We start from the raw sequence: 21,078 nt of genomic DNA on the forward strand, positions 1-21,078 counted from the left end.
TTATAATCTTCTTCACTATAAACATTGATTTTCTATCTCTCTAAGTACATCATTTCCTATATTATCTATCTTTTCATTTTTTATGGTGTTATATAAACTCTGTAAAACTTTTAACTCTGTTCTTAAATGTAAAATGACACTAGATAATATATATAACTTAGCTACACTCTCTTTTCCACACTTTTCTTCATATACTTTTTGAAGGGTAGTAAGATATAACGTCAGTTGAGAAATTTTAGTTTTTAGCTGTTCTAGAATTAATTCTTCCTCCCCATATTGTGCAAAAAGTAGCGCTTCATATATAGGACGATGCATATCCTCTTTCTTTATCATTTGCTCTAATAATAAATGCTCAAATTCTTGTTTACCACTTTTAGTAATACCGTAAATAGTCCTTTCAGGGCGTTGTTCATTACGAATAATATCAACAACCTCTATAAAGCCCTTCTTTTCAAGTTGCTCAAATGTATAATATAAAGAGCCTTTAGTAATTTTTATATAATATTTCATTTCACTATTTTTTAAAAGTTGCTGGACTTCATACGGATGCCTATTTTTCTCCATAAGAAGACCCAGCATAAAAAGCTTTGTATTCATAACTCTCCACTCCTTAATAACCTATACCAATAGTATAAGCTAAAAATAAGTAAAGAATCTTTTTGTTTTATAAAATTTATGACTTCAAATTCACTTTATTATCCTTTGTACCAGCTTTGGAATTTCCCATAAATAATATTGCTATAAACGAAACGATAATTGGAATTAAAGCTAATAGAAAAACAGTAGTAATTGAAGATGACATAGCAGCTATAATTTTTTCAAGAATAAACGTAGGGATACTGGATCTTACATCTGAGCGAAATATTGCACTTGGATCACCTAGATTATTTAACATGCTGGAACCATGTTCTATTCCCTTAAAAGCATCCTTTAAGTTAGCTGTAAAGGTACTATTTTGAATGGAGCCAAAAATCGTTACTCCAATTGTCATACCTAGTGAACGAAAGAATGAATTTGTCGAAGTAGCTGAACCACGGAATCTCGGTTCCATATTATGAATAGAAACTGTGGGAAGCAAAGAGAACGAAAATCCAACTCCAAATCCCGTTATAATCATGTATATCGTTAAAAGTACACGGCTTGTTTGCGGATCCATCGTTCCTAACAAATACATACCTATCCCAAAGGATATTATAGATAATAACATCAAGTTGCGGTAACTAATTTTCGTTTGAAATATTCCACCAATTGCACTACCTACTACAGAACCTAACATCATTGGGGTTAAAATTAATCCAGCATTAGTTGCTGTTCCACCATATACAGCCTGAACAAAAATAGGAATAAATACTGTTAAAATAACAAATGTTGCTCCATAGAAAAACGTAATAATTTGTGATATTGCAAACTCCTTACGCTTAAACATCCAAAATGATATTATCGGATCTTTCACTTTTCTTTCTACCAATAAGAAGCCAACAAAAAATACAATAAACGATGCAAATAACCCAATGATTTGTATCGAATCCCACTTAAATTCTTTTCCTCCCAATTCTAAAGCGAACATTAAGCTAATTACTGCTATGACGAGTGTTATCGCCCCCCACCAATCAATATTTTGCTTAGTAGGTGGATTATTTTCTTTATAAGCTTTTAAAATAAAAATTAATGACATTAGACCAATTGGAATATTGACGTAAAAAATCCAATGCCAACTAATATTTTCTGTTATATACGCACCTAATAAAGGTCCTAATACACTTGAAGAACCAAATACGGCCCCTAATAATCCAGTCATTTTCCCTCTTTTTTCAATAGGAAAAATATCAAATACAATGGTAAAGGCGATTGGCATCAGTGCCCCCCACCTATACCTTGAATTGCACGATAAATACTTAGCTGAACAATACTTTGCGCAGTACCACATAATGCAGAACCAATTAAGAAGATTAATAAACCAAAAATATAAAACCTCTTTCTACCATACATATCAGATAATTTCCCGAAAATAGGCATACCCGCCATAACTGCAACCATATAAGCAGAAGTAACCCATATGAATTTATCCAATCCACCCAAATCTGAGACAATTGTACCAATTGAAGTGGCAACAATTGTATTATCCATTGCAGCCATTAAAATGCCTAGCATTAACCCAGCTATCACTAAGCGTAAGTTGCTCTCTTTTGCAACCATGCCTCTTTCCTCCTTTTTTCACACTCAATAAAATATATAGTCTAATTAAACTATATATTCATTATAGTCTAATTAGACTATTTTTCAATAAATCATAAAAAAAAAATAAATCCCCCCAAATATATTGGAGAGATTATAATTGTAGAATTGCTTCCTATATAAAGTAATTAAAACCGTAAAAACTATTACTTTTTTAAACTACCTTGATTTTGCATACATGCAACTTACTCATTTAGTTTTGGTCTAGTTTGTAAATATAAATTCAAATCCGGACTTGAACCTTTAATAATTATATCTCGAACAATTTTAGAAAGTACCATACTATATACTAATCCATTATCTCCATACGCATAGATAAAGTGACAATTTGGAAACTCTTCATACATTCCAATTATAGGTAAACCATCATGAGTACCACCATAAAAAGCACTTAAATAAAATTCAGGTTCAACTGTTATATTGGGAAAGAGCTTATTAAATTCATTTACTAATTTCTCTTTTTTATGGATTAATTTTGAATCTCTTTCTTGAGCAATGTTTGTATCTTCATCTAGCCCACCTATAATAATCCTGTTATCTGCAGTAGTTCTCATATAAATATATGGTCTCGCAGTTTCCCAAATGAGAGTACGTTTATACCAAGAAGATAAATCTTCTACAGGATTAGTAACAACTGCATATGAGCTAATCAGTGTAGCGTTCTTTTCCTTTTTAAATTCCAATCCTTCATATCCTGCAGCCACAATTACTTTATTGGCAGTAATAGAATTGCCCCCCTTTGTATAAAAGATAGCACATTCTTTCTCTAACTTTTTGCCAACAATCTCTGTATCTTCATAAATTTGAACTCCTTTATTAGAAGCTTGTTCTAATAAACTATGTGTAAATTTATAAGGATTTATTTCACCATCATTATACGTATAAATAGCTGCACGTTTTTTAAATGGATATCTCTGTCCAATTTGTTCCTCTGATAGCCAAGTCGCTTTAAAATCATGCTTATGTAAATAATACAGTTCTTTTTCTAATTTCTTTATATCCTCTTCATAGCTTGCATAATATAAACTGTCACGTCGTTTAAAGTCAGAGCAATAAGGCAAGTTTTGATCAGCATATTCAATATCATTAATAGCTTGTTCACATAATTTCATATGCTTAACTGCATACTCTTCTCCAAATGTATTTACAAGTTCAAAAAACATCTTATCTCCTAAATATTGAATAAGTGCTGTATTTGTAAGGTTACTTCCATGTCCTACCTTTCTTTTATCAACGACAACAATATTTAAATCTGATTCACTCAAATAATATGCTGATTGAGCACCTGAACTTCCTGCTCCTATTATTAGTACGTCACATTTTATATCTTCTTCCAACCGAGGATAAGAAGGTGTATTAGAAAAAGTTGTGTTCCAATATAATTTCCCTTTCTGTAAATCCATTTAAAGTGCACCGTCCTAAATAAAATAGTTATATCCCCATCTGTATTTCCAAATCATTCTTACTATATACTTCTTATCAAATTTATTTTTGCTACCATTAGATTATTAATGCAATATTTTGTTCACCCATATATGGTATTAAACTAGGCTTATAAAAAGTTAATAGTATATATATTATTTATTTTCATTTAGAAATTTAAGAACTTGGTTAAAAGCTTCTTCACCTGCTGGAGTGTTCATTTTAAATTGAAATTCATGTGCTAACTCGCCAGAGATATTTTTATCAAAGAAAAGTGTATCTACAGATACTCCTTTATTTTGTAAAGTAGAAGCTAATGCTTTACCTTGATCTTCGAATGATGCAGTATTTCCATCTGTGATGAACGTTGGTGGGTAATCTTTTGTAACGTGTTTATAAATAGAGGCGATTTCCATTTCAGGTAATGTTTCAAACTTCTTTTTCCCAAAGTAAGCCCAGCCAGTAGTACGCATAAAGTCTTGCACTTCTTTGGATGTTTCCATTTTAGCTAATGCAGGCATATTATACGGGCCGCAAAATAGCAGTATACCTTTAATTGTAGAAGGAGTAACAATAGCGTCAATTCCGGTTAATTTCGCATAATCTGGAGATGTTTGAATAGTAACAAATTGTCCAGATATTTGCGCTCCCGCAGAATCTCCTGCAAAATATAGGTCATCTAGTTTTACATTATATTTCTTTGCATTTGCTTTTATATATTCATAAGCCTCACCAAGTTGTAGTACTGGTGTAGGATACTTTCTTTTAGGAGCAAGAGCGTAATTTATATTTATCACTGTATAACCACGAGCAGCTAATTCTACTGCATAACCAGTAATGTCTGATTTATCTCCACCTACAAATCCACCCCCGTGCACCCAAAAAATAACAGGTGTTTTCCCTATAAAATTTTTGGGATAAATAATGTCTAATGTACCATCAGGAAATTTAGAATTATAATTGATATCTTTAACAATTCGTGTCTCTTTTAGAGCGTTTTTATAATTATTAGATTGAACAAACATTCCACCTTCAAATGCTTTTTTTATGAGAAACGCTTTCGGAATAGGTGAAACATTCCAGAAAATCCCCCCCGCAATAATCAATCCGAAAACAATAAAAAGAGTTAGCAACATTCTTTTTTTCCATATCATTTTAGGTTTTAACTGTTTTATTCTCATAATTAAAGAATCTCCATTCTGTTTAGCAATAATCTTAAAATAAAGTAAAAATTTAATCAGCCCTCACCAATAGGGCTACCCGTTAATGCGGGATAAATCACAATATACACTTCTATTTTACGATTAACTTTATTATCACCTGCTAATCCGTCCTTAAAATTTCATGCAAAAGGTTATATATTTTTATTATGTACATATTAGATATCTCCTATAAAACACATTAAAAATTCAAACAAAAAGAGCAAAAGATCCCCATTTATAGAAGATTTCTTTTGCTCTTTGTAAAGGACACAAGTCCAAATAAAAGTTGCTTATCTATCGATAACTTACACATAAAAATGCATTTGTTTCAGTACTTTATTAGCAGAAATTTTAACAACCGTTTCTTTTTCACCCGTTCTATCAATTATGAAACCATGAACTTTAACATCAGAAGGCACTAATGGATGATGACAAATCATATCTATACTCTTCTCAATATTTTCACTAACATTTTCTTTTCCACTTAGCCATTCATCAAGGCTACCACTTAAAAATTCAGGCATGCAATTTTTAAAGAGATAGTCTAATTCTATATTATCTTTTATGAAATCACGTTGAGTTTGTAGATTAACTGAAGAAGTTTCTTTATCCTCTATTCCGACAACAAAAATTTCTTTAACATTTTCTTGATAAATAGCAATAATAATAGATCTCATTATATCTCCATAAGGATGTACAATTACAGAATCATAGCTGTGTATAGTCAACATGTTTTCTTGTTGAATGTTAGTTACTTGTTGGATACTAGGCTCTATTCCGTGTTCAATGTCTGTTAATAATAAAACTTTTTTATTCTTTGAATTCATATGGAGCACTCCTTCTTCATTATTGTATTTATGAAACTTTTAAGCTAGTAACAATAATAATTGTTACCAGTTTTTCCAGCGTCCCTCGGGATCAACACTTGCAAGTCTAACCCATCCATTTTGAACTTTTTCTCGAAATGTGAAATCATTATTTAGTAAACGTTCTATATATTGAATAGGTGCTTGAATTACAATTAGTAAACGAAGTGGTGAATGATACGTCTCACTATCTGACTGCATAACGGATTGCCAAGGTAAGCCTGGCAACAAATCACTTGCATTTCCCTGCATAACACCAAGACCCGCCGTTACGGTTTGGGTTGTTTTATTTCCACTACCATAATAATGAGGAGCTACAGTTGAAGCGTAATATTGTAGATTTATCCACTGAGCTACTGTTCCTGGTCCTGCAATAATGTTAGCTAATATATCGCCACTTTCATCCTGTTTCCAATCATAATTATGGAGGAAAGCCCTACCTTCTAAGTCACAATCCTGAGTTAATTCCCGTTGCCCGATAATAAAAGATGCATTACGAGCTAATCCCCATTCTGGACGTATTTCACTCCAATCTTCTGCAAATCGATGTGCCTCTTTACTCGCATTTTTTATTTTCGTTTTTAAATTTGGTAATTGCGTTAAACGCTCTCTATTTGCATGTTGGCTCACATTTGGCATAATCGACTTGATACAATCAAATGCTTCTTGCGCAGTTTCCGAAAGTTCTGGGACGTAAATCCATTCCAATTCATCCACTGTTGTTTTATGTTCAGCTGCTGCAAAAATGGTATCCTCAGGAATTTTAATACCTTCAGCAAACAACGCCTCTCTCACTTCTGGAAGATTACATAAAGTAGCAAAAACTCTTGCATTGAATCCTCCTGCTGCTCCGCCACAAGCACCACACTCAAGTGCTGCAGCATAAGGATTGTTCGTACTTTGACTACTATGTCCACACATTACAACTAAAGGAGCAAATTTCCCTGTCAGTCCCACCATTTTCAAAGCTTGACGCACATAGTTCACTTTTTCTTCTTTCGTAAAACCGATAGGTATCTCACCCTTTGTGTCATGAACATGATTAAGCGAGAATGTTGTATCAGGTTTTTGTAACATAGTTTTACGAAGTTTACGAATGAAACCACCAACTCCTCTTGGGACAAAGCTTCTTGTCACCATCTGTAGACCAAGTAAAGGACCACTTAACTCAGGTAGCGCCATACTTGTCATTACGTTCTGTTTCATCGTTTTAAATGTATAACGTACCGAACTGCCTACCCTCTTACGCTGCTCATAAGATTTAAGTTCATTTTCATTTGTGAGCTCTTTTATTTGATGTTTCGGTTTGAGTATAACTGGCAAAGAAGGATGGTTGTTATTACTACCTAGTTCACTAGTTGCAATTGGTAATCCAAAGAAACCAGCTATTCCAAATGTTTCAAACGGACCTAATTTTTCAAGGTGGCGACGAAACGGTTCTGAACGTACATCAATACAAAATGCTAATTGAGCTAATACACGCTTTTTATCATTGGTTACACGTTGTTTAGAAGCAATTTTCTCTCTTAATTGCTCTGCATGCGTTTGTTCCCAAGCTTCCAGCCAAAGTTTCCTGCGAATATTTTCATCAAAACGATAAGCGAATGCTAATAATTCACTTTGTTCAGCAGCAGGCATTTGTAACCATTCCCGTGTTGAAATATTCCCCCAATAGATCCAAGAAGCTATAAGTGGGACGATCGGAACTTTTTTCTCAACCTTTTGATTTTTTAAAGGTAAATAAGGTTTTGCAATAGCCAGCTCCATAGAAATTCGAACTGCTAAATATTCTATGAGAAGTTGCTGTTCCTGAATTGATTGTTGTGAGCGCCATCGTATCATTCCTGCCCACCCAGGTAAAGAAAGTAAGTGCCCTTCAAGATAAGCTTGTATGTTAGATTCAGAAATTCCTAGTTCAAATAACGCTCTCGCTAAAGCTACTTCGGCATCTTGTGGCCAATCTTTTAAAACTTTACGCTCATTTTTACTGAGCGCTGGATCAAATTTAATAAGGTGGTGCCATGCACGATAAAAACCTTTCTCTCGATTTGGCATCGTCCAACTTGATCCGGAGTCATCAAGATATAATTTACACCATTTAATAATATGATAATTAAGAATATCAGATAGGTTTTCACCATTTTGATTCTCTATAAGCGAACTTATTGGCTGCATAACAGAGGCTTTCATACTTGCTGTATTTATATAACTCATTTCTTCTGCCAATTTATTTACTTCTGGCGATAATAATAGACTAGAAGGTAATTTTTCTAACTTTAAAGCTGCTTGGCAAAATCGCTCTACTTTGTCTCGCGGAATATGAAAAGATTGTGAATCCAGCCAACGAGACAAACTACTTTGTAAAAATGATTCCTCAATCTCACCTTTCGCTTTTGCCGAATGAATCATGGAGGCACTAGGATAAATATCCACATTACGAGCTTCTTTTAACCAATTTGCGACTTGTTCAAATGATTGCTTTTCAAGTCCCATCCAAGGGTGATGAGCTGCAAACGTAGAGATAGGCCAAAGTGGTGCAATAACTCGGCTAGCAGATGCAACTAAATCATTTATATTATTTTCTTGCATATCAATGTTTGTATCTTTCTTTAATATTGACGATATGCTCATCACGCATTACCTCCCTTTGATACATAATGTTTCAGATAGCCTGGGTGACTTTCTACTGACTTTCGTCTCGCCTCACCTACTCGAACTAACCAAAGATAAAGTACAGCGAATAAAGTAGAAGATTGATGACGAGTAACGAAAGTACTAATAACACTACTAAATAGTAAAATACATATAACAAAGATAACGGCTGGAGCTGAAGGTTGAACACTTTGATAAATATCAGTATGCAACCATTTATAAAGAGAATTATGAACAGTAAAGTAAATGAGAGAACATCCAATCAAAACAATTACGCCAGCAATTCGTCCCATTCTTCCCTCTCCAAAAACAACAAGCTGTTTCCATGAAAAGTATAGTGACCAGCCTAAGATTAACGCACTAACTAGTTGATACCCCTCTCCAGAAGTCATAAACCAGAAAGTAATTGCTATAAATAATCCTAAAACACGCCCGACTATAATCCATAAATTGGCCATCTTTTCATTAGACTGATTCACTACCCCAAAACGTTGCACTGAAGAACCAGCTTGTAAAAATAGTGTAGCTTTAAACAAACCATGTAAAATTAAATGAATAACAGCTGCTAAATAAGCGCCTAATGCACATTGAATAAGCATAAATCCCATTTGTGCAATAGTTGAACCTACTAGCTGACGTTTATAATCAACTTGGACTAAACTAATTCCTGTACCTATTAAGACAGAAATACTAGAGAAAATTAGTAAAATTATTTGTGCAATATCATCATGAAAAAGAGGTGAAAATCTAGTTAACATGATACCGCCAGCATTTACTAAACCCGCATGCATAATAGCAGAAACAGGAGTTGGAGCAACAGCAGACTCAATTAACCATCTTTGAAAAGGCCATTGTGCTGCTGGAATCATCACAGCTAATATAATTAATAAGTTAATTCCTGTTCTCTCCAATGTTCCATGTAGCGCTACATCTTCATTCGTTAAAACTGACGTTAACTGCCACTGTCCAGTTACTTGAAAAAGCCAAATGATAGCTGATAGCAACGCAATCCAACTTATTGTAAATAAATAGCCAGAGATTTTAGTTGCTTCACTAACTACTTTCCACCCTTTATTTAGTCCTATGAGTAGAACCAATCCTATAAGCGTTGCTCCCCAACAAATGATCATTAAGCGAAGATCATCACTTAACCATGCAACCGAAGATACACCTGTAGTAAATGTAAAAAGTGCAAAGTATTTTCGATATGAGCGATCTCCCATTAAATAACGTACAGAGAAACGCTGAATGATTAAACCAATTGTAAGAACAAAGAAAGCCATTAACCAAGCTAAAGTATCTAGATGCCAAGGCCCCACAACTCTATCTCCATTGTTATTAACAAGTGCGAGTAAAGAAACCAATGAAGGCAAAGCAGCGATACCAATATGGATATGAACAAAACGTAAAGGCATCCTTGCATTTAAAAACAATAATCCACTTAGCCAAGAAGCACTAAGCGCCATAAAAAATAAAGTTAACAGTGTTGATGAACTCAGCGAAATTAACATGTTAAATACTCCCTTCTAAGCGAAAATAGCCTATAAAAATTCCTTTTAATTACGATAGTTTTTTAAATTTCAATTTTCATTCACTCTTTTTAGTGCATCGTTTTTTCCCATAAAAAAAACCGACAACTTCCATAATTCAATGATTTTATATCATCATTGAATTATGGAGATTGTCGGTTTCACTTCAACTAACTTCAATAAAGTTTTTTGAAGAGCTCCCATTTTATAGAGGATAATAATGTATGTATTACTCCTGTTAAAAAGAAATGTATATTTCTGATCTCCTAGATTATGCAATCAATATATCAATTTATGTTATACGCTATCTTTTAATTAAGAAACTTTTTCATTTAGTCAATATTACATATTAAAAAAATGCTAAAGCCTTAATTATAGCAAGCTGTTAAAATGAGCATCTATCAATTTTTTAAAACAATTATAAGATAAACCATATTAAGCAGTTTGTCAATTTCTTTATCCGTTTTTTAAGAGTTATTAGAATTAAGATTTATTATACCTAAATAACTTCAAGTTTTTAATTATTAGCCTGTTAATAAAGTGCAAAACTTGTAGGTTTCTTAATCCTTCCACTAACCTTAAGGTATTTTTAAAATTTCTCCTCAAGATTATGAAGCAATTTAAAAATCATTACTCGTTCGCCTGTACGGGAGCTTATATCCGTATGAAAGCTTTTCACTTTCTCTCCAGTTAATTCTAGTATAATCTCTTTCAGATCATCAATTCCAGATTCAACTAGCTCCGAACGATTCTTCTTTATCGTTAGCATACCTTCTTTTGTTTCGCAAACACTATATTCAGCCGGCGTTAAAACACCTTGTAAATTTACGATAATCATATCCCGTAATATATCTGTCTTAACGGATATAGACCCGCGTCCTAGGTAGTCCTTTTCCCAGTGAGTAATTGCTTTGCTTATCTCTGATTCAATAGCGCCTTTTGAGCTTTTCATCTATGTATCCTCCTTCAATAAAATAAATTTACAATAACAATATAATAATCCGGATTGATTTTATTTTCAATTATTGAGAAGAATTTATTGGGATTGCAAAAAAGAACTCTTATAAAGTGAAACTTTAATCAGTGGAGGTTTTCTTCATCCCCCACTGATTATCAGCCCTCACCAATCGGACTTTTATGGGCAGTTGATCCTCCCCTACCTAACTTCTTTGCTTTCGCTGAATTTTGAGGTAGGGGTCTTACTGCCCATTAAAGTGGGATAAATTTACGAGTCCTTTTTATATTGTTTCGGTCAATCAATCTTTTAATTGTTGTAGGTGGATTTTTTCATGTCTCCTTTAATATCTTTACAAAATACAGTTAAGTTCATAAACAAAAAGAAAAGCAAATGACCTTAATTATTAGATCCCTTGCTTTTCTTCCATCATATACTTTCTAAACTACTCTATAAACGATTCTAATTACTTGCCTTACTTTCAAGTTTTTGAGTTGCCACTTTTTTAGGCATGAAACATGCAAAGATTAATGCTACGAAAGATAAAAATAACATGAATAGATACGCATCACTTGAGCCGAAAATAGAGGATAATTTAGCTAGTTGAATAGCTGTAATGTTTCCATTTTCTAAAGATAACTCTGAAGCGTGTGAAGTTGCTTGAGTTGTATATATAGTAATAACAACAGCTGTTCCAATAGCACCGGCTAATTGACGAACCGTATTATTTACGGCTGAACCATGTGAACCTAATTCTCTAGGTAAAGCATTTAGTCCTGCTGTATTTAAAGGCATTGAAATGAAACTTAACCCAATCCGTAAAAGAATAGTACGCACCATTACATACATATACGTTGTGGATTCAGTTAAATCAATTACCCCCCACATCGAAATAATGATAAATACTAACCCTGTAATAAAGAGTGGTTTTGCTCCGTATTTATCATACATTTTACCTGTAATTGGTGATAAGAATGCATTAATGACCGCTCCAGGTAATAGAAGTAAACCTGATTCAAATGCGGTAAAGCCTCTTCCGTTTTGTAAGTAAATCGGTAAAAGAATTAAATCAGCATACATAATCATCGTGATAAGTACATTGATCACTGATGTAAGAGTAAAAATTTTATACTTAAATACGGATAAATTTAATAATGGATCGTTAGACTTTATTTGACGTAAGCAAAATAGCGTTGTAACAAGTACCCCGGTAATAATTGTCGTAATAACAATCGGGTGATCCCATCCCTTACTTCCTGCACTACTGAATCCAAATAAAACACAACCAAAGCCAATCGTTGATAAAATGACACTTACAATATCCAATCTTGCTTTTGTCGTATCTGCAACGTTCATTAAATATTTTAGCGCAAGAATAATGACGATGAATACAAATGGAGCTAATCCAATAAATAACCATCTCCATGATACATATTCAATGATAAAACCAGATAACGTTGGAGCAATGGCTGGCGCAAAAATCATAGCAAAGCCGATAGTTCCCATAACACTCCCGCGCTTTTCACTAGGATATAAATATAAAATAACTGTCATCATGAGCGGCATAATAATTCCTGCCCCAATTGCTTGAATCATTCTTCCTGTTAATAACATGCCAAAATTGATGGCACCGGCACATAGTAATGTTCCGATTAATAAAAAAATCATTGAGCTAATAAATAATTGCCTCGTTGTAAAACGTTTCATTAAAAATGCCGTAATTGGCACTAAAACACCGTTTACGAGCATAAAACCTGTTGCTAACCATTGTACAGTTGTAGCTGTAACATCAAATACTTCCATTAAGTTACTCATTGCCACATTAAGTAACGTCTGGTTTAATGTTGATAAAAAACATCCAGCAATTAGTACAAGTAATAAAATTTTCTTATTTTTTTCTGTTATTCCCTTCTCCATTTGTAAACTCCCTTTTTCTATAGTTGCATTATCGACACAGTGTCGATAAAATTCATAGTAACAAAGATACATATTCCTGACCATGAACAATTTTGTTAAAAATGTTCATTAATCGACATTGAAAATATGCTATGTCGAGAAAGTCAAAGAAAAATCTATAAAGGAGTTTCAAAATGTCTACATCTAAAAAAGAGGATCCTCGTACACTTCGTTCAAGAGAAATGTTTAAAAATGCCGTCTATTCCCTTTTACAAGAGGAATCCACTATTTCAAATTTAACAGTCCAGAAAATTGCAAACGAAGCTGGATTAAATCGGACAACATTTTACTTACACTATCAAGATATTCAGGATTTACTCATGCAACTCACTGATGAAATTTCAAACGAACTTTCTAATAAAATTACCGCTTTAATACACGTAAGCAATTTATCAGAAAAACAACAGCTAACACAATTGCTTGATTATTTATATATTCATCGAAATTATTTATCTGTTTTATTTAATATGAATCATTTTGAGGAACAATTATTTCTATTAATAAAGAAATTAGTAGAAACGCGCAGAAATAATAGTGAGACAGAGCTACCCGAAGATTATGTTGCCATTGAGATTAAAACCGCTTCATTGGTAGGAATCATTATGTGGTGGATAAAAAACGGACTTCATTTTAGTTCAGATTATATTACAAACCAAATTTATTTCATGTACAGAGGACAATGATTGCAGGCTATTTACTAATAGAATGAGGTTAGAGCATATGAGCCCTATTTCGCTACGGAGAAAAACGCGAATTTCGTACGCTAAGAGAATTTGACTAAAAAAAGTGCCCCTCGATTGTTAGACTTTGTTTAGCAATCAGGGTGCACTTCACATGTAATATAAGCTTTTTATCTGTTGGCAGTTTGTTTGATCAATTCACTTTTACTATCTCTTTGCAGCATAATTCTCCCCACCGCTATAAGAATGGTAATAATTGAAGTGCAAAGAAGAATATTCATATCGTGTGATAGATTTCCCCCACCAAAAATTATTGTTTGATATCCGTCAGCTACATAAGTTCCAGGGAAAAGAGAACCGACAATTTGGTAAAAATTGGATAGTAACACTTTTGGAACAATTACTCCACAAGTAACTAATTGTACTGACAGCGATATGATATTAAACATCATACCAGCAGGACCAAATAGAACGATAAACATTTGCGTTACGCTTAAAAAAGAGAAAAAGACAAGAGTTTGGAATATCCATGTTTCAAACAAGCTTGTATTCAATTTAACATTAAATAAGGTCATTAATAATAACGTGATAATAGCTAAAATAACAGATACGACAATGTTAATAACTTGTCTTGATAAAAATATAGACCATTTTCCGTGCGTGTTTTTTAATATTGTTGCAACAATATTAAGATTTAAACTCATAAGCATCGCTCCAACCCATGAAGCAAGAACAATTAAAAATGGAATCATGGTTGCTGCAAAGCCATCTGTATTGTTTGTTTTTTCGACAGATGATTGCACAGAATCAATGTTTAATGAACTCATAGCTTTCGTAATGTTTTCTGATAACTTTTGGACCAATTCTTCTGACGGCATCACTGTACTTAATTCGTTAGATAGGTTAGATGAAATAAGCTTTTGTTTATACGCATATACATTTTTATTAACTGTTTGCGTAATATCCTTTGCCGCGCCTTCCATAATCTGTTTTGCCAAAGATGAGTTTGCTTGATTGATGAAATAGTTAATCTCTGTAGTATTATTTTCTTTCAATAGGCTTGAGAAATTTGCAGGAATTTGAATAACCATATCTAAGTTCCTGTTATCCATATCTTTTTGGGCGTGCGTTACCGAGATATAGCTTTTAACTTTAAAGGGTAGATTTTCCTTCAAGCTTTTTTCAATATCGGTTCCCATTTGATTATCTTCATTAACTAATCCGACTTTTAATTGGTTTACCCGATCCGTAACACCATCGTATGCAGTCATCCACACACAAAAGAAAATTAACAGAAAGGCAAATGCTGTTGCAATTCCAATGAATGTTGGAGGGAATTTAAAGAAATTTTTTAAAGTTTTCATTGTCGTACTCCTTGTTGTTTTATTATAGCAAGTACTTACTTGCATTAGGTACAAAAAAAGACCTAGGGAGTTAGCCCCCTAGAAAATAGTTGGACACTATGTTTTAAAAAAATCTCTTTTGAATTGGAAAATAAATTGTCACCAAAGCGTGAGTTAGAAAGAAAGTAACCGAAATTCATCCAAATAAAGTTCATCGCCTGAGCTTCCATATCAGTTTCAATAAGCTTTCCCTTTTCTCTCATCTCAATGAAATATGAAACCAAATTATCTTTTAATTGTTTAGGAATTAATGCAATTTTTTCTTTGAGCTCTGGGAACATTTCAGCTTCCTGAAAACTAATCAAAATTAAATCCTTTAACTTTTCTATATATGCAAGATATCCTTCTGCAATAGATAGCAAGTCATCTTCAAGATTCCAAGTCATCTCTCCAGGCATTAATTTATTCAATTCCATATCACGCGATAAAGATTCGACAGCTTTTTCCATAATATTCTTTTTGCTTCCAAAATTCCGAAAGATCGTTACTTCGTTTACGCCCGCTAGTTCCGAAATCGAGCGTGTCGTCGTTCCCTTATAGCCATGAGTGCGGAATAATTCTAAAAAAGCCTCAATAATACGTTCTGATGTATTTGTCATTTCATTCACGTTTCATCCAACTTTCACATAATCTTTATCCAAACCCGAATGTAAGTATTCACTTGCACAAGTAGAATAAACCTTTTTGATCCAAAAGTCAACTTTATAAAAAAAGACGATTTCTTTATTGTATAGGAAATCGTCTTTTGGCTTAATTATTGATTTAGTAATAAAAACACCTTTTTAAAATAACTATGTTTATACTATAGACGTTGATCTTTTTGGAAGTTTAGACGAAAATGATCCTCGTCATTATATACCCCAAATTCATACCCTTGCTCTTTATAAAATTTAATAATTTCAGGAAGAGCTTGTAATGTTTGCGCCTTTTCATGCATTAATACAACTTCAACTTCTTCTGTTGTCTGTTTCTTTACATTTTCGATAATCTGAATGGGATTATCTTTTAATTTCCAATCATTTGAATCTATCGTCCAATCCCAAACTTTTATTCCTGCTTCTACAATTTTGTTACGAATGTCCTCGCCCTTTAATCCTGGTGCAGATCCATATGGGGGACGGACTAGTTTAGGAATTGTACCCGTAATATTATGAATAAGAGCTAACGTTTCTTTCATCTCCGTTACAAATTGTCCTTTTTTGTATAGCTTATCACTATTATGTGTCATACTATGAGCACCAATATAATGTCCTTCTTTTACCGCTCGTTTTACGTTTTCCTGAAAACCTGTATTTTGTAAATTGCTACCTTGCATAAAAAATGTCGACGCAACATTTTGCTCTTTTAGTACATCTAAAAACTTCCCAGTTAATTCGCTAGGACCGTCATCGAATGTTAAATAAACAACCTTTCCTACCGGTTTTCCATCAGGTCTTTTCTGTTTTGCCGGTGGTGTTTCTTTTTTCTTTTCTTGTTGTTGCGTGTTAACTTGATTACTACTTTCGTTAGCTATTCCCTTCGCTGGGATAGAGTTCCATTTTCCAATTAAAAAGAAGGTGAAAAAGGTCGTTGCTAAAACAACTCCTAGAGATATTATTACCTTAGTTAGTCGACTTGTTTTTTTCTTACTTTGTGATTCTTTCATTATTTTTCGATCCTTTCCCTATTAATTTTTATATTCATTATTTATACAGCTGAGCATTAACTCCAGCTGATGTTTACAATAAATAGATTAATAGAGGAAGGTGAAGATAAAATGCAGATAATGTCGAATTTAGTTAAAGAATAACGTATGGCATCCACTCTTTAAAAAAATATTTGTTTCTCTACTACAGTTAAATTTGAAAACTGGATATACACCCAAAATAAAAGATACTACTCTTTCTAAACAATATTTTTATATCAAGATAACAACATACTGGTATAAAGATAAAATACAAAGATAGCCGTACTATTGAAATTCTATTATAATTTTGTAATTGGAATTCATTTGAACCAAATGAAGAACTAGAAGAAATATTATTATGTGGAGGTGCCCCGATGAACCTTGTAATTAGAGAGTTAGAAACAAATGATTTAGATAATCTCCCGGAGATTGATGACAGTTTTATAGTGAATGCTCGGTTAATTCTTTCTCTTTCCAAAGGAAATAAACGTATAGAATATACAGTAGAAGACGTTCCAAGTTATGAAAAAAGTTATTTACAAAATCAAGATGATAATGAAGAACTGGCTTACAATGAATATATAAATAAACCTAATCAAGTCATTTACATAGCACTGTTACATAACCAAATCATTGGATTAATGGTATTGAAAAAGAATTGGAACCACTATGCTTACATAGAAGATATAACGGTAGATAAAAAATATCGTACACTCGGAGTTGGTAAAAGATTAGTTGATCAAGCAAAGCAGTGGGCAAAAAAAGGAAATATGCCAGGTATCATGCTTGAAACGCAAAATAATAATGTCGCAGCATGTAAATTTTATGAAAAATGTGGATTTGTAATTGGTGGGTTTGATTTTCTTGTTTATAAAGGTTTGGATAAGACAAGTGATGAAGTTGCAATTTATTGGTATATACATTTCAAATGATAATAGTTTATAACGTAAAAAACTCAAAATAAAACCCCAATTTCTCTATACTAAAATCGAGAAATTGGGGTTAAGTTATTTAAAACAAATAACTAATTAATAATCCTGCTGACAACAAGAAGCCGAAAATCGTATTTGTCATCGCTGTTGATTTCATTGCGATGCGCATATATCCAGGATCCTTTGCCCCTTTTTGGAAACTTTGAATCGCAGAAATTGGCTTTCTCAAACCTAGGAACATAACTAATGCCCAAGGGCTTATATAACCCATTAATACAATTACGGCAATCCATAAATACGCAATGAAAAAGGCTACCGCTAGTGTTACCACAGCTTTTTCTCTCCCAAGGAGGATTACTAATGTCTTTCTTCCACCTTTAATATCTTCTTCGATATCTCGGATGTTATTTGACATATTGATTGCACCTACTAAAATTCCAATTGGAATGGAAATCAATACACTTTCAATCGTTACAGTATTCGTTTGAATAAAGAAAGCAATGATTACAAAACATGTCCCCATTAACAACCCAGAAACTAATTCTCCAAACGGAGTGTACGCAATTGGTAATGGACCGCCTGTATATAAATAGCCAACTGCCATCCCAATTAAACCAATGACAACTAACCACCAGCTGCTATTCATACAAATATAAATGCCAATAAATGCTGCTACGACATACAATAAAAGCGCAACTGTTAACACATTTTTTGGCTTCAATCCATGACGGACAATTCCGCCACCGATGCCAACGGATTCAGCGGTATCTAATCCACGTTTGAAATCATAGTACTCATTAAATAAGTTCGTTGCTATTTGCAGCGCTAAACATGCAAGCATCATCGCAATAAATAAAAGCCAATCAATTTTGGCAACATAAAGTGATGCCACTGTCCCTAAAATTACAGGAGAAAACGTCGCCGTTAATGTATGCGGGCGCGTCATCTTCCATATTAATTTAGCGGAACTAATTTCTTTTTCTGTCCCCATAACTCTGTCCAATCTCCCAACATTTGAAGTATAAATTACTAGCAGTATCTTTCTATCTATTCCCTGCCACGCATCCATTCATTATATCAATAAATGATTATCCTTTCTAACAAATCAACTTTTAATAAAGTAAAAATTATAAAATGAAACTTTACCATCTTCACATAATATTCTGTATTATTTCTAAGAGTGGTTTTAAAGCGATGCGATAAGTAAATGAAATACATAATAAAAAAGAGTCACTCCCCTATAAGATAGAAGATTGACTCTTTCCTTTATTTACTCCCCTGTTTCAGAAAATCGCTTTATACGTTCACCAATTTCATCACGAACACGTTGAAATTCGGACCACTCTTTTCCTGCTGGATCATCAAATCCCCAATGAACACGATTTACATGCGGCGGAGTAGATGGACAAACAGAATCCGCATGACTACACAGCGTAACGACTAAATCAGCACTATTTAAAATGTTTGCATCAATTATATCTGATGTTTGATTTGTTATGTCGATATTTACTTCGTTCATTGCTTTAAATGCATTTGGATTTACTCCATGTGCTTCGATTCCTGCAGAATATACATTCCACTTATCTCCTAAATATTGTTTGCCCCACGCTTCTGCCATTTGGCTTCTGCATGAATTTCCTGTACATAAGAAATAGATTGTCTTTTTATTTTCCATGTTGTTTTCCGCCTTTGTTTTTAAATTATACTGGTTGATCTTTAAAATATTTACGCTTAAACCAAAAAGCGACGTTTACAAGTGCAATCATGACAGGGACTTCAACTAACGGTCCGATAACAGCTGCGAATGCTGCGCCTGAATGAATACCAAACACACCAACTGCTACAGCAATCGCTAATTCAAAGTTATTACTACCTGCTGTAAATGCTAGCGTTGTTGTTACCGGATAGTTTGCACCAATTTTTCTTCCCATAAAGAAAGAAACAAAAAACATTACAATAAAATAGATTAATAACGGAATCGCTATTCTTACTACATCTAGTGGCACGCTAACAATCATCTCCCCTTTTAAAGAGAACATAATGATGATCGTAAATAGCAATGCAAGTAATGTAAGTGGACTAATTTTCGGTATAAACACCTTTTCATACCACTGTCTTCCTTTTAACTTAACGAGTACAAAGCGTGTTAACATACCTGCTATAAAAGGAATTCCTAAATAGATAAATACTGATTTTGCTACTTCTATCATTGTAATATCGACAATAGCACCTTCAATCCCTAACCATTCTGGAATTACAGTTACAAATACGTATGCATAAACTGAGAAAAAGAGCATTTGGAATACCGAATTAAAAGCAACTAAACCTGCCGCATACTCTTTATCTCCATCGGCAAGATCGTTCCAAACAATGACCATTGCAATACAACGTGCTAACCCAATTATAATGAGACCAACCATGTATTCTGGTTTATCAGGAAGAAAAATAATTGCTAAAACAAACATAAGTACCGGACCAATAATCCAATTTTGTACTAAAGATAGAACTAACACTTTTACATCTTTAAATACTCGGCCCATTTCCTCATAGCGAACTTTCGCTAACGGTGGATACATCATTATAATTAAACCAACAGCCAGCGGAATAGACGTCGTTCCAACCTGTAATGTATTTAGTCCATCTACTACACTAGGAAACACAAACCCTAAACCAATCCCAACAGCCATCGCTAGAAAGATCCATAGTGTTAAATATCGGTCTAGAAAAGATAAACGTTTCATTTTATTTTCCATCTCCTATTAACAACAAGAATTTTTAGCTACCTCATTTGAAGTGGTGCAACAAGATGAATCTTCTATTTTGTGAACATCACTATCTGCTTTTGTATAAAAGAACTCCCACTCATTACCATCGGGATCCGTTACCCAAAACTTATCTTGTACTGCATAGCAACAAGTCGTATCCATCTCATCACGCGCAAAGAAACCTTCTTTTTCTAATCGTTCTTTATGTAATGTAATTTCTTCAGTTGTATCCACTTGGAAACCAAAGTGATTTACCTGATTTCCATTCACTTCATCTCGTACGTTCAGCGTGAAATTAAGACCTGGATTTTCTAATAAAAATTTTGCATAATCCGTTTTCACCTTAACTGGTGATACACCAAATACCTTTTCATAAAATTCAATAGACTTTTCTAAATTCGTAACGTTTATACCGACGTGAACATATCTCATACATTATTCCTCCTCTTTATATATCATTAATCAATTTTTTTTGATTAATAACGCAAAATTTTAACAGCAGCTACCTTTGCCTGTTTTTCTAAAGATACAGCACAATTCTTCTGATAATAAATTATTCACTTCCGCATCATTTAAATCATAATAACTCCACGTACCCTTTGTTTCTTTTACAATTAAACCTGCATCTAATAAAATCTTTAAATGATAGGACAACTTAGATTGTGTCATTTCAAAAACTTCTGTTAAATCACATACACACGTCTGACCCCGCTGGCAAAGCTCATACATGATTTCTAAACGTTTCTGATCCGCCAACGCTTTAAACTTTTTCTCATAGAGCTGGAAATCTTGTGCCACTGTAGTTCACTTCCCTT

18 protein-coding genes and 1 pseudogene are annotated in these 21,078 nt (G+C 33.4%); 2 read left to right on the forward strand and 17 right to left on the reverse strand.

Translation table 11 applies throughout. The features are described from left to right. Window positions 1-15: 15 nt before the first annotated feature. The 9 genes and pseudogenes from BUA87_RS07225 to BUA87_RS07265 form a co-directional block, all read right to left on the reverse strand. A complete protein-coding gene (locus BUA87_RS07225) occupies window positions 16-597 on the reverse strand; it encodes a PadR family transcriptional regulator (RefSeq protein ID WP_001093176.1) in 582 nt (193 codons plus the stop codon). Window positions 598-673: 76 nt separating this feature from the next. Then, window positions 674-2,196: pseudogene (locus BUA87_RS07230) on the reverse strand (MDR family MFS transporter). A 224-nt stretch (window positions 2,197-2,420) separates the two neighbouring features. Continuing rightward, entirely contained in the window at window positions 2,421-3,638 is a 1,218-nt protein-coding gene (locus BUA87_RS07235) for an NAD(P)/FAD-dependent oxidoreductase (RefSeq protein ID WP_061660766.1), read from the reverse strand. A 174-nt stretch (window positions 3,639-3,812) separates the two neighbouring features. Further along, window positions 3,813-4,838 (reverse strand): alpha/beta hydrolase, encoded by a 1,026-nt coding sequence (locus BUA87_RS07240; RefSeq protein ID WP_072938907.1) that lies wholly within the window; start codon window positions 4,836-4,838, stop codon window positions 3,813-3,815. A gap of 326 nt (window positions 4,839-5,164) precedes the next feature. Then, window positions 5,165-5,686: a carbonic anhydrase gene (locus BUA87_RS07245; protein ID WP_001086247.1), complete on the reverse strand. Its 522-nt coding sequence runs from the start codon at window positions 5,684-5,686 to the stop codon at window positions 5,165-5,167. 63 nt (window positions 5,687-5,749) lie between these two features. Continuing rightward, a complete protein-coding gene (locus BUA87_RS07250; protein WP_072938911.1) occupies window positions 5,750-8,356 on the reverse strand; it encodes a DUF2309 domain-containing protein in 2,607 nt (868 codons plus the stop codon). Beyond that, window positions 8,356-9,888: an NADH dehydrogenase subunit 5 gene (locus BUA87_RS07255; RefSeq protein WP_072938916.1), complete on the reverse strand. Its 1,533-nt coding sequence runs from the start codon at window positions 9,886-9,888 to the stop codon at window positions 8,356-8,358. The genes BUA87_RS07250 and BUA87_RS07255 overlap by 1 nt, the downstream gene beginning before the upstream one ends. A gap of 607 nt (window positions 9,889-10,495) precedes the next feature. Continuing rightward, window positions 10,496-10,858, reverse strand: a complete 363-nt coding sequence (locus BUA87_RS07260; protein ID WP_072938919.1) for a Na-translocating system protein MpsC family protein — start codon at window positions 10,856-10,858, stop codon at window positions 10,496-10,498. Between the two features lie 465 nt (window positions 10,859-11,323). Continuing rightward, window positions 11,324-12,778, reverse strand: coding sequence for a DHA2 family efflux MFS transporter permease subunit (locus tag BUA87_RS07265; protein WP_000410730.1), 1,455 nt, complete (start codon window positions 12,776-12,778; stop codon window positions 11,324-11,326). 173 nt (window positions 12,779-12,951) lie between these two features. Here BUA87_RS07265 and BUA87_RS07270 point away from each other — a divergent pair, with 173 nt between their 5' ends. Then, on the forward strand, window positions 12,952-13,500 hold the full coding sequence (locus BUA87_RS07270; RefSeq protein WP_072938923.1) for a TetR/AcrR family transcriptional regulator: 549 nt from the start codon (window positions 12,952-12,954) through the stop codon (window positions 13,498-13,500). A 167-nt stretch (window positions 13,501-13,667) separates the two neighbouring features. Here the strand turns inward: BUA87_RS07270 and BUA87_RS07275 are convergent, their stop codons facing one another. The 3 genes from BUA87_RS07275 to BUA87_RS07285 all read right to left on the reverse strand — a co-directional run bounded on the left by BUA87_RS07275 (window position 13,668) and on the right by BUA87_RS07285 (window position 16,545). Next, the gene (locus BUA87_RS07275; RefSeq protein WP_072938926.1) at window positions 13,668-14,861 is read right to left on the reverse strand and encodes a YhgE/Pip domain-containing protein; all 1,194 of its coding nucleotides are present in this window, start codon (window positions 14,859-14,861) and stop codon (window positions 13,668-13,670) included. Between the two features lie 62 nt (window positions 14,862-14,923). Continuing rightward, complete coding sequence (locus tag BUA87_RS07280) at window positions 14,924-15,508, reverse strand: TetR/AcrR family transcriptional regulator (protein WP_001004645.1); 585 nt, start codon at window positions 15,506-15,508, stop codon at window positions 14,924-14,926. Between the two features lie 194 nt (window positions 15,509-15,702). Beyond that, a complete protein-coding gene (locus BUA87_RS07285; RefSeq protein WP_061660773.1) occupies window positions 15,703-16,545 on the reverse strand; it encodes a polysaccharide deacetylase family protein in 843 nt (280 codons plus the stop codon). Between the two features lie 395 nt (window positions 16,546-16,940). Between BUA87_RS07285 and satA the strand changes: the two genes are divergently transcribed. Further along, complete coding sequence (satA, locus tag BUA87_RS07290; RefSeq protein ID WP_001054993.1) at window positions 16,941-17,498, forward strand: streptothricin N-acetyltransferase SatA; 558 nt, start codon at window positions 16,941-16,943, stop codon at window positions 17,496-17,498. 79 nt (window positions 17,499-17,577) lie between these two features. Here satA and menA read toward each other — a convergent pair whose 3' ends face one another. The 5 genes from menA to arsR all read right to left on the reverse strand — a co-directional run bounded on the left by menA (window position 17,578) and on the right by arsR (window position 21,061). Beyond that, window positions 17,578-18,489, reverse strand: coding sequence for a 1,4-dihydroxy-2-naphthoate polyprenyltransferase (menA, locus tag BUA87_RS07295; protein ID WP_000536367.1), 912 nt, complete (start codon window positions 18,487-18,489; stop codon window positions 17,578-17,580). A gap of 279 nt (window positions 18,490-18,768) precedes the next feature. Beyond that, window positions 18,769-19,173: an arsenate reductase (thioredoxin) gene (gene arsC, locus BUA87_RS07300; RefSeq protein ID WP_016512602.1), complete on the reverse strand. Its 405-nt coding sequence runs from the start codon at window positions 19,171-19,173 to the stop codon at window positions 18,769-18,771. A 25-nt stretch (window positions 19,174-19,198) separates the two neighbouring features. Then, a complete protein-coding gene (gene arsB / locus BUA87_RS07305; protein ID WP_000826546.1) occupies window positions 19,199-20,239 on the reverse strand; it encodes an ACR3 family arsenite efflux transporter in 1,041 nt (346 codons plus the stop codon). A gap of 18 nt (window positions 20,240-20,257) precedes the next feature. After that, window positions 20,258-20,695, reverse strand: a complete 438-nt coding sequence (locus tag BUA87_RS07310) for an ArsI/CadI family heavy metal resistance metalloenzyme (RefSeq protein WP_001271008.1) — start codon at window positions 20,693-20,695, stop codon at window positions 20,258-20,260. A 60-nt stretch (window positions 20,696-20,755) separates the two neighbouring features. Further along, the gene (arsR, locus tag BUA87_RS07315) at window positions 20,756-21,061 is read right to left on the reverse strand and encodes an arsenical resistance operon transcriptional regulator ArsR (RefSeq protein WP_000046018.1); all 306 of its coding nucleotides are present in this window, start codon (window positions 21,059-21,061) and stop codon (window positions 20,756-20,758) included. Between the last annotated feature and the right edge of the window lie 17 nt (window positions 21,062-21,078).

Origin of the sequence: Bacillus sp. bc15 (genome assembly GCF_900142585.1) — a bacterium.
GTDB classification, from domain to species: Bacteria; Bacillota; Bacilli; order Bacillales; family Bacillaceae_G; genus Bacillus_A; species Bacillus_A cereus.

What these genes read in the sequence shown, in the direction of transcription:
- BUA87_RS07225 (WP_001093176.1), bottom strand. Translation starts at nt 597, where the DNA reads ATGAATACAAAGCTTTTTATGCTGGGTCTTCTTATGGAGAAAAATAGG.
- BUA87_RS07235 (WP_061660766.1), bottom strand. Translation starts at nt 3,638, where the DNA reads ATGGATTTACAGAAAGGGAAATTATATTGGAACACAACTTTTTCTAAT.
- BUA87_RS07240 (WP_072938907.1), bottom strand. Translation starts at nt 4,838, where the DNA reads ATGAGAATAAAACAGTTAAAACCTAAAATGATATGGAAAAAAAGAATG.
- BUA87_RS07245 (WP_001086247.1), bottom strand. Translation starts at nt 5,686, where the DNA reads ATGAATTCAAAGAATAAAAAAGTTTTATTATTAACAGACATTGAACAC.
- BUA87_RS07250 (WP_072938911.1), bottom strand. Translation starts at nt 8,356, where the DNA reads ATGAGCATATCGTCAATATTAAAGAAAGATACAAACATTGATATGCAA.
- BUA87_RS07255 (WP_072938916.1), bottom strand. Translation starts at nt 9,888, where the DNA reads ATGTTAATTTCGCTGAGTTCATCAACACTGTTAACTTTATTTTTTATG.
- BUA87_RS07260 (WP_072938919.1), bottom strand. Translation starts at nt 10,858, where the DNA reads ATGAAAAGCTCAAAAGGCGCTATTGAATCAGAGATAAGCAAAGCAATT.
- BUA87_RS07265 (WP_000410730.1), bottom strand. Translation starts at nt 12,778, where the DNA reads ATGGAGAAGGGAATAACAGAAAAAAATAAGAAAATTTTATTACTTGTA.
- BUA87_RS07270 (WP_072938923.1), top strand. Translation starts at nt 12,952, where the DNA reads ATGTCTACATCTAAAAAAGAGGATCCTCGTACACTTCGTTCAAGAGAA.
- BUA87_RS07275 (WP_072938926.1), bottom strand. Translation starts at nt 14,861, where the DNA reads ATGAAAACTTTAAAAAATTTCTTTAAATTCCCTCCAACATTCATTGGA.
- BUA87_RS07285 (WP_061660773.1), bottom strand. Translation starts at nt 16,545, where the DNA reads ATGAAAGAATCACAAAGTAAGAAAAAAACAAGTCGACTAACTAAGGTA.
- satA (WP_001054993.1), top strand. Translation starts at nt 16,941, where the DNA reads ATGAACCTTGTAATTAGAGAGTTAGAAACAAATGATTTAGATAATCTC.
- menA (WP_000536367.1), bottom strand. Translation starts at nt 18,489, where the DNA reads ATGGGGACAGAAAAAGAAATTAGTTCCGCTAAATTAATATGGAAGATG.
- arsC (WP_016512602.1), bottom strand. Translation starts at nt 19,173, where the DNA reads ATGGAAAATAAAAAGACAATCTATTTCTTATGTACAGGAAATTCATGC.
- arsB (WP_000826546.1), bottom strand. Translation starts at nt 20,239, where the DNA reads ATGAAACGTTTATCTTTTCTAGACCGATATTTAACACTATGGATCTTT.
- BUA87_RS07310 (WP_001271008.1), bottom strand. Translation starts at nt 20,695, where the DNA reads ATGAGATATGTTCACGTCGGTATAAACGTTACGAATTTAGAAAAGTCT.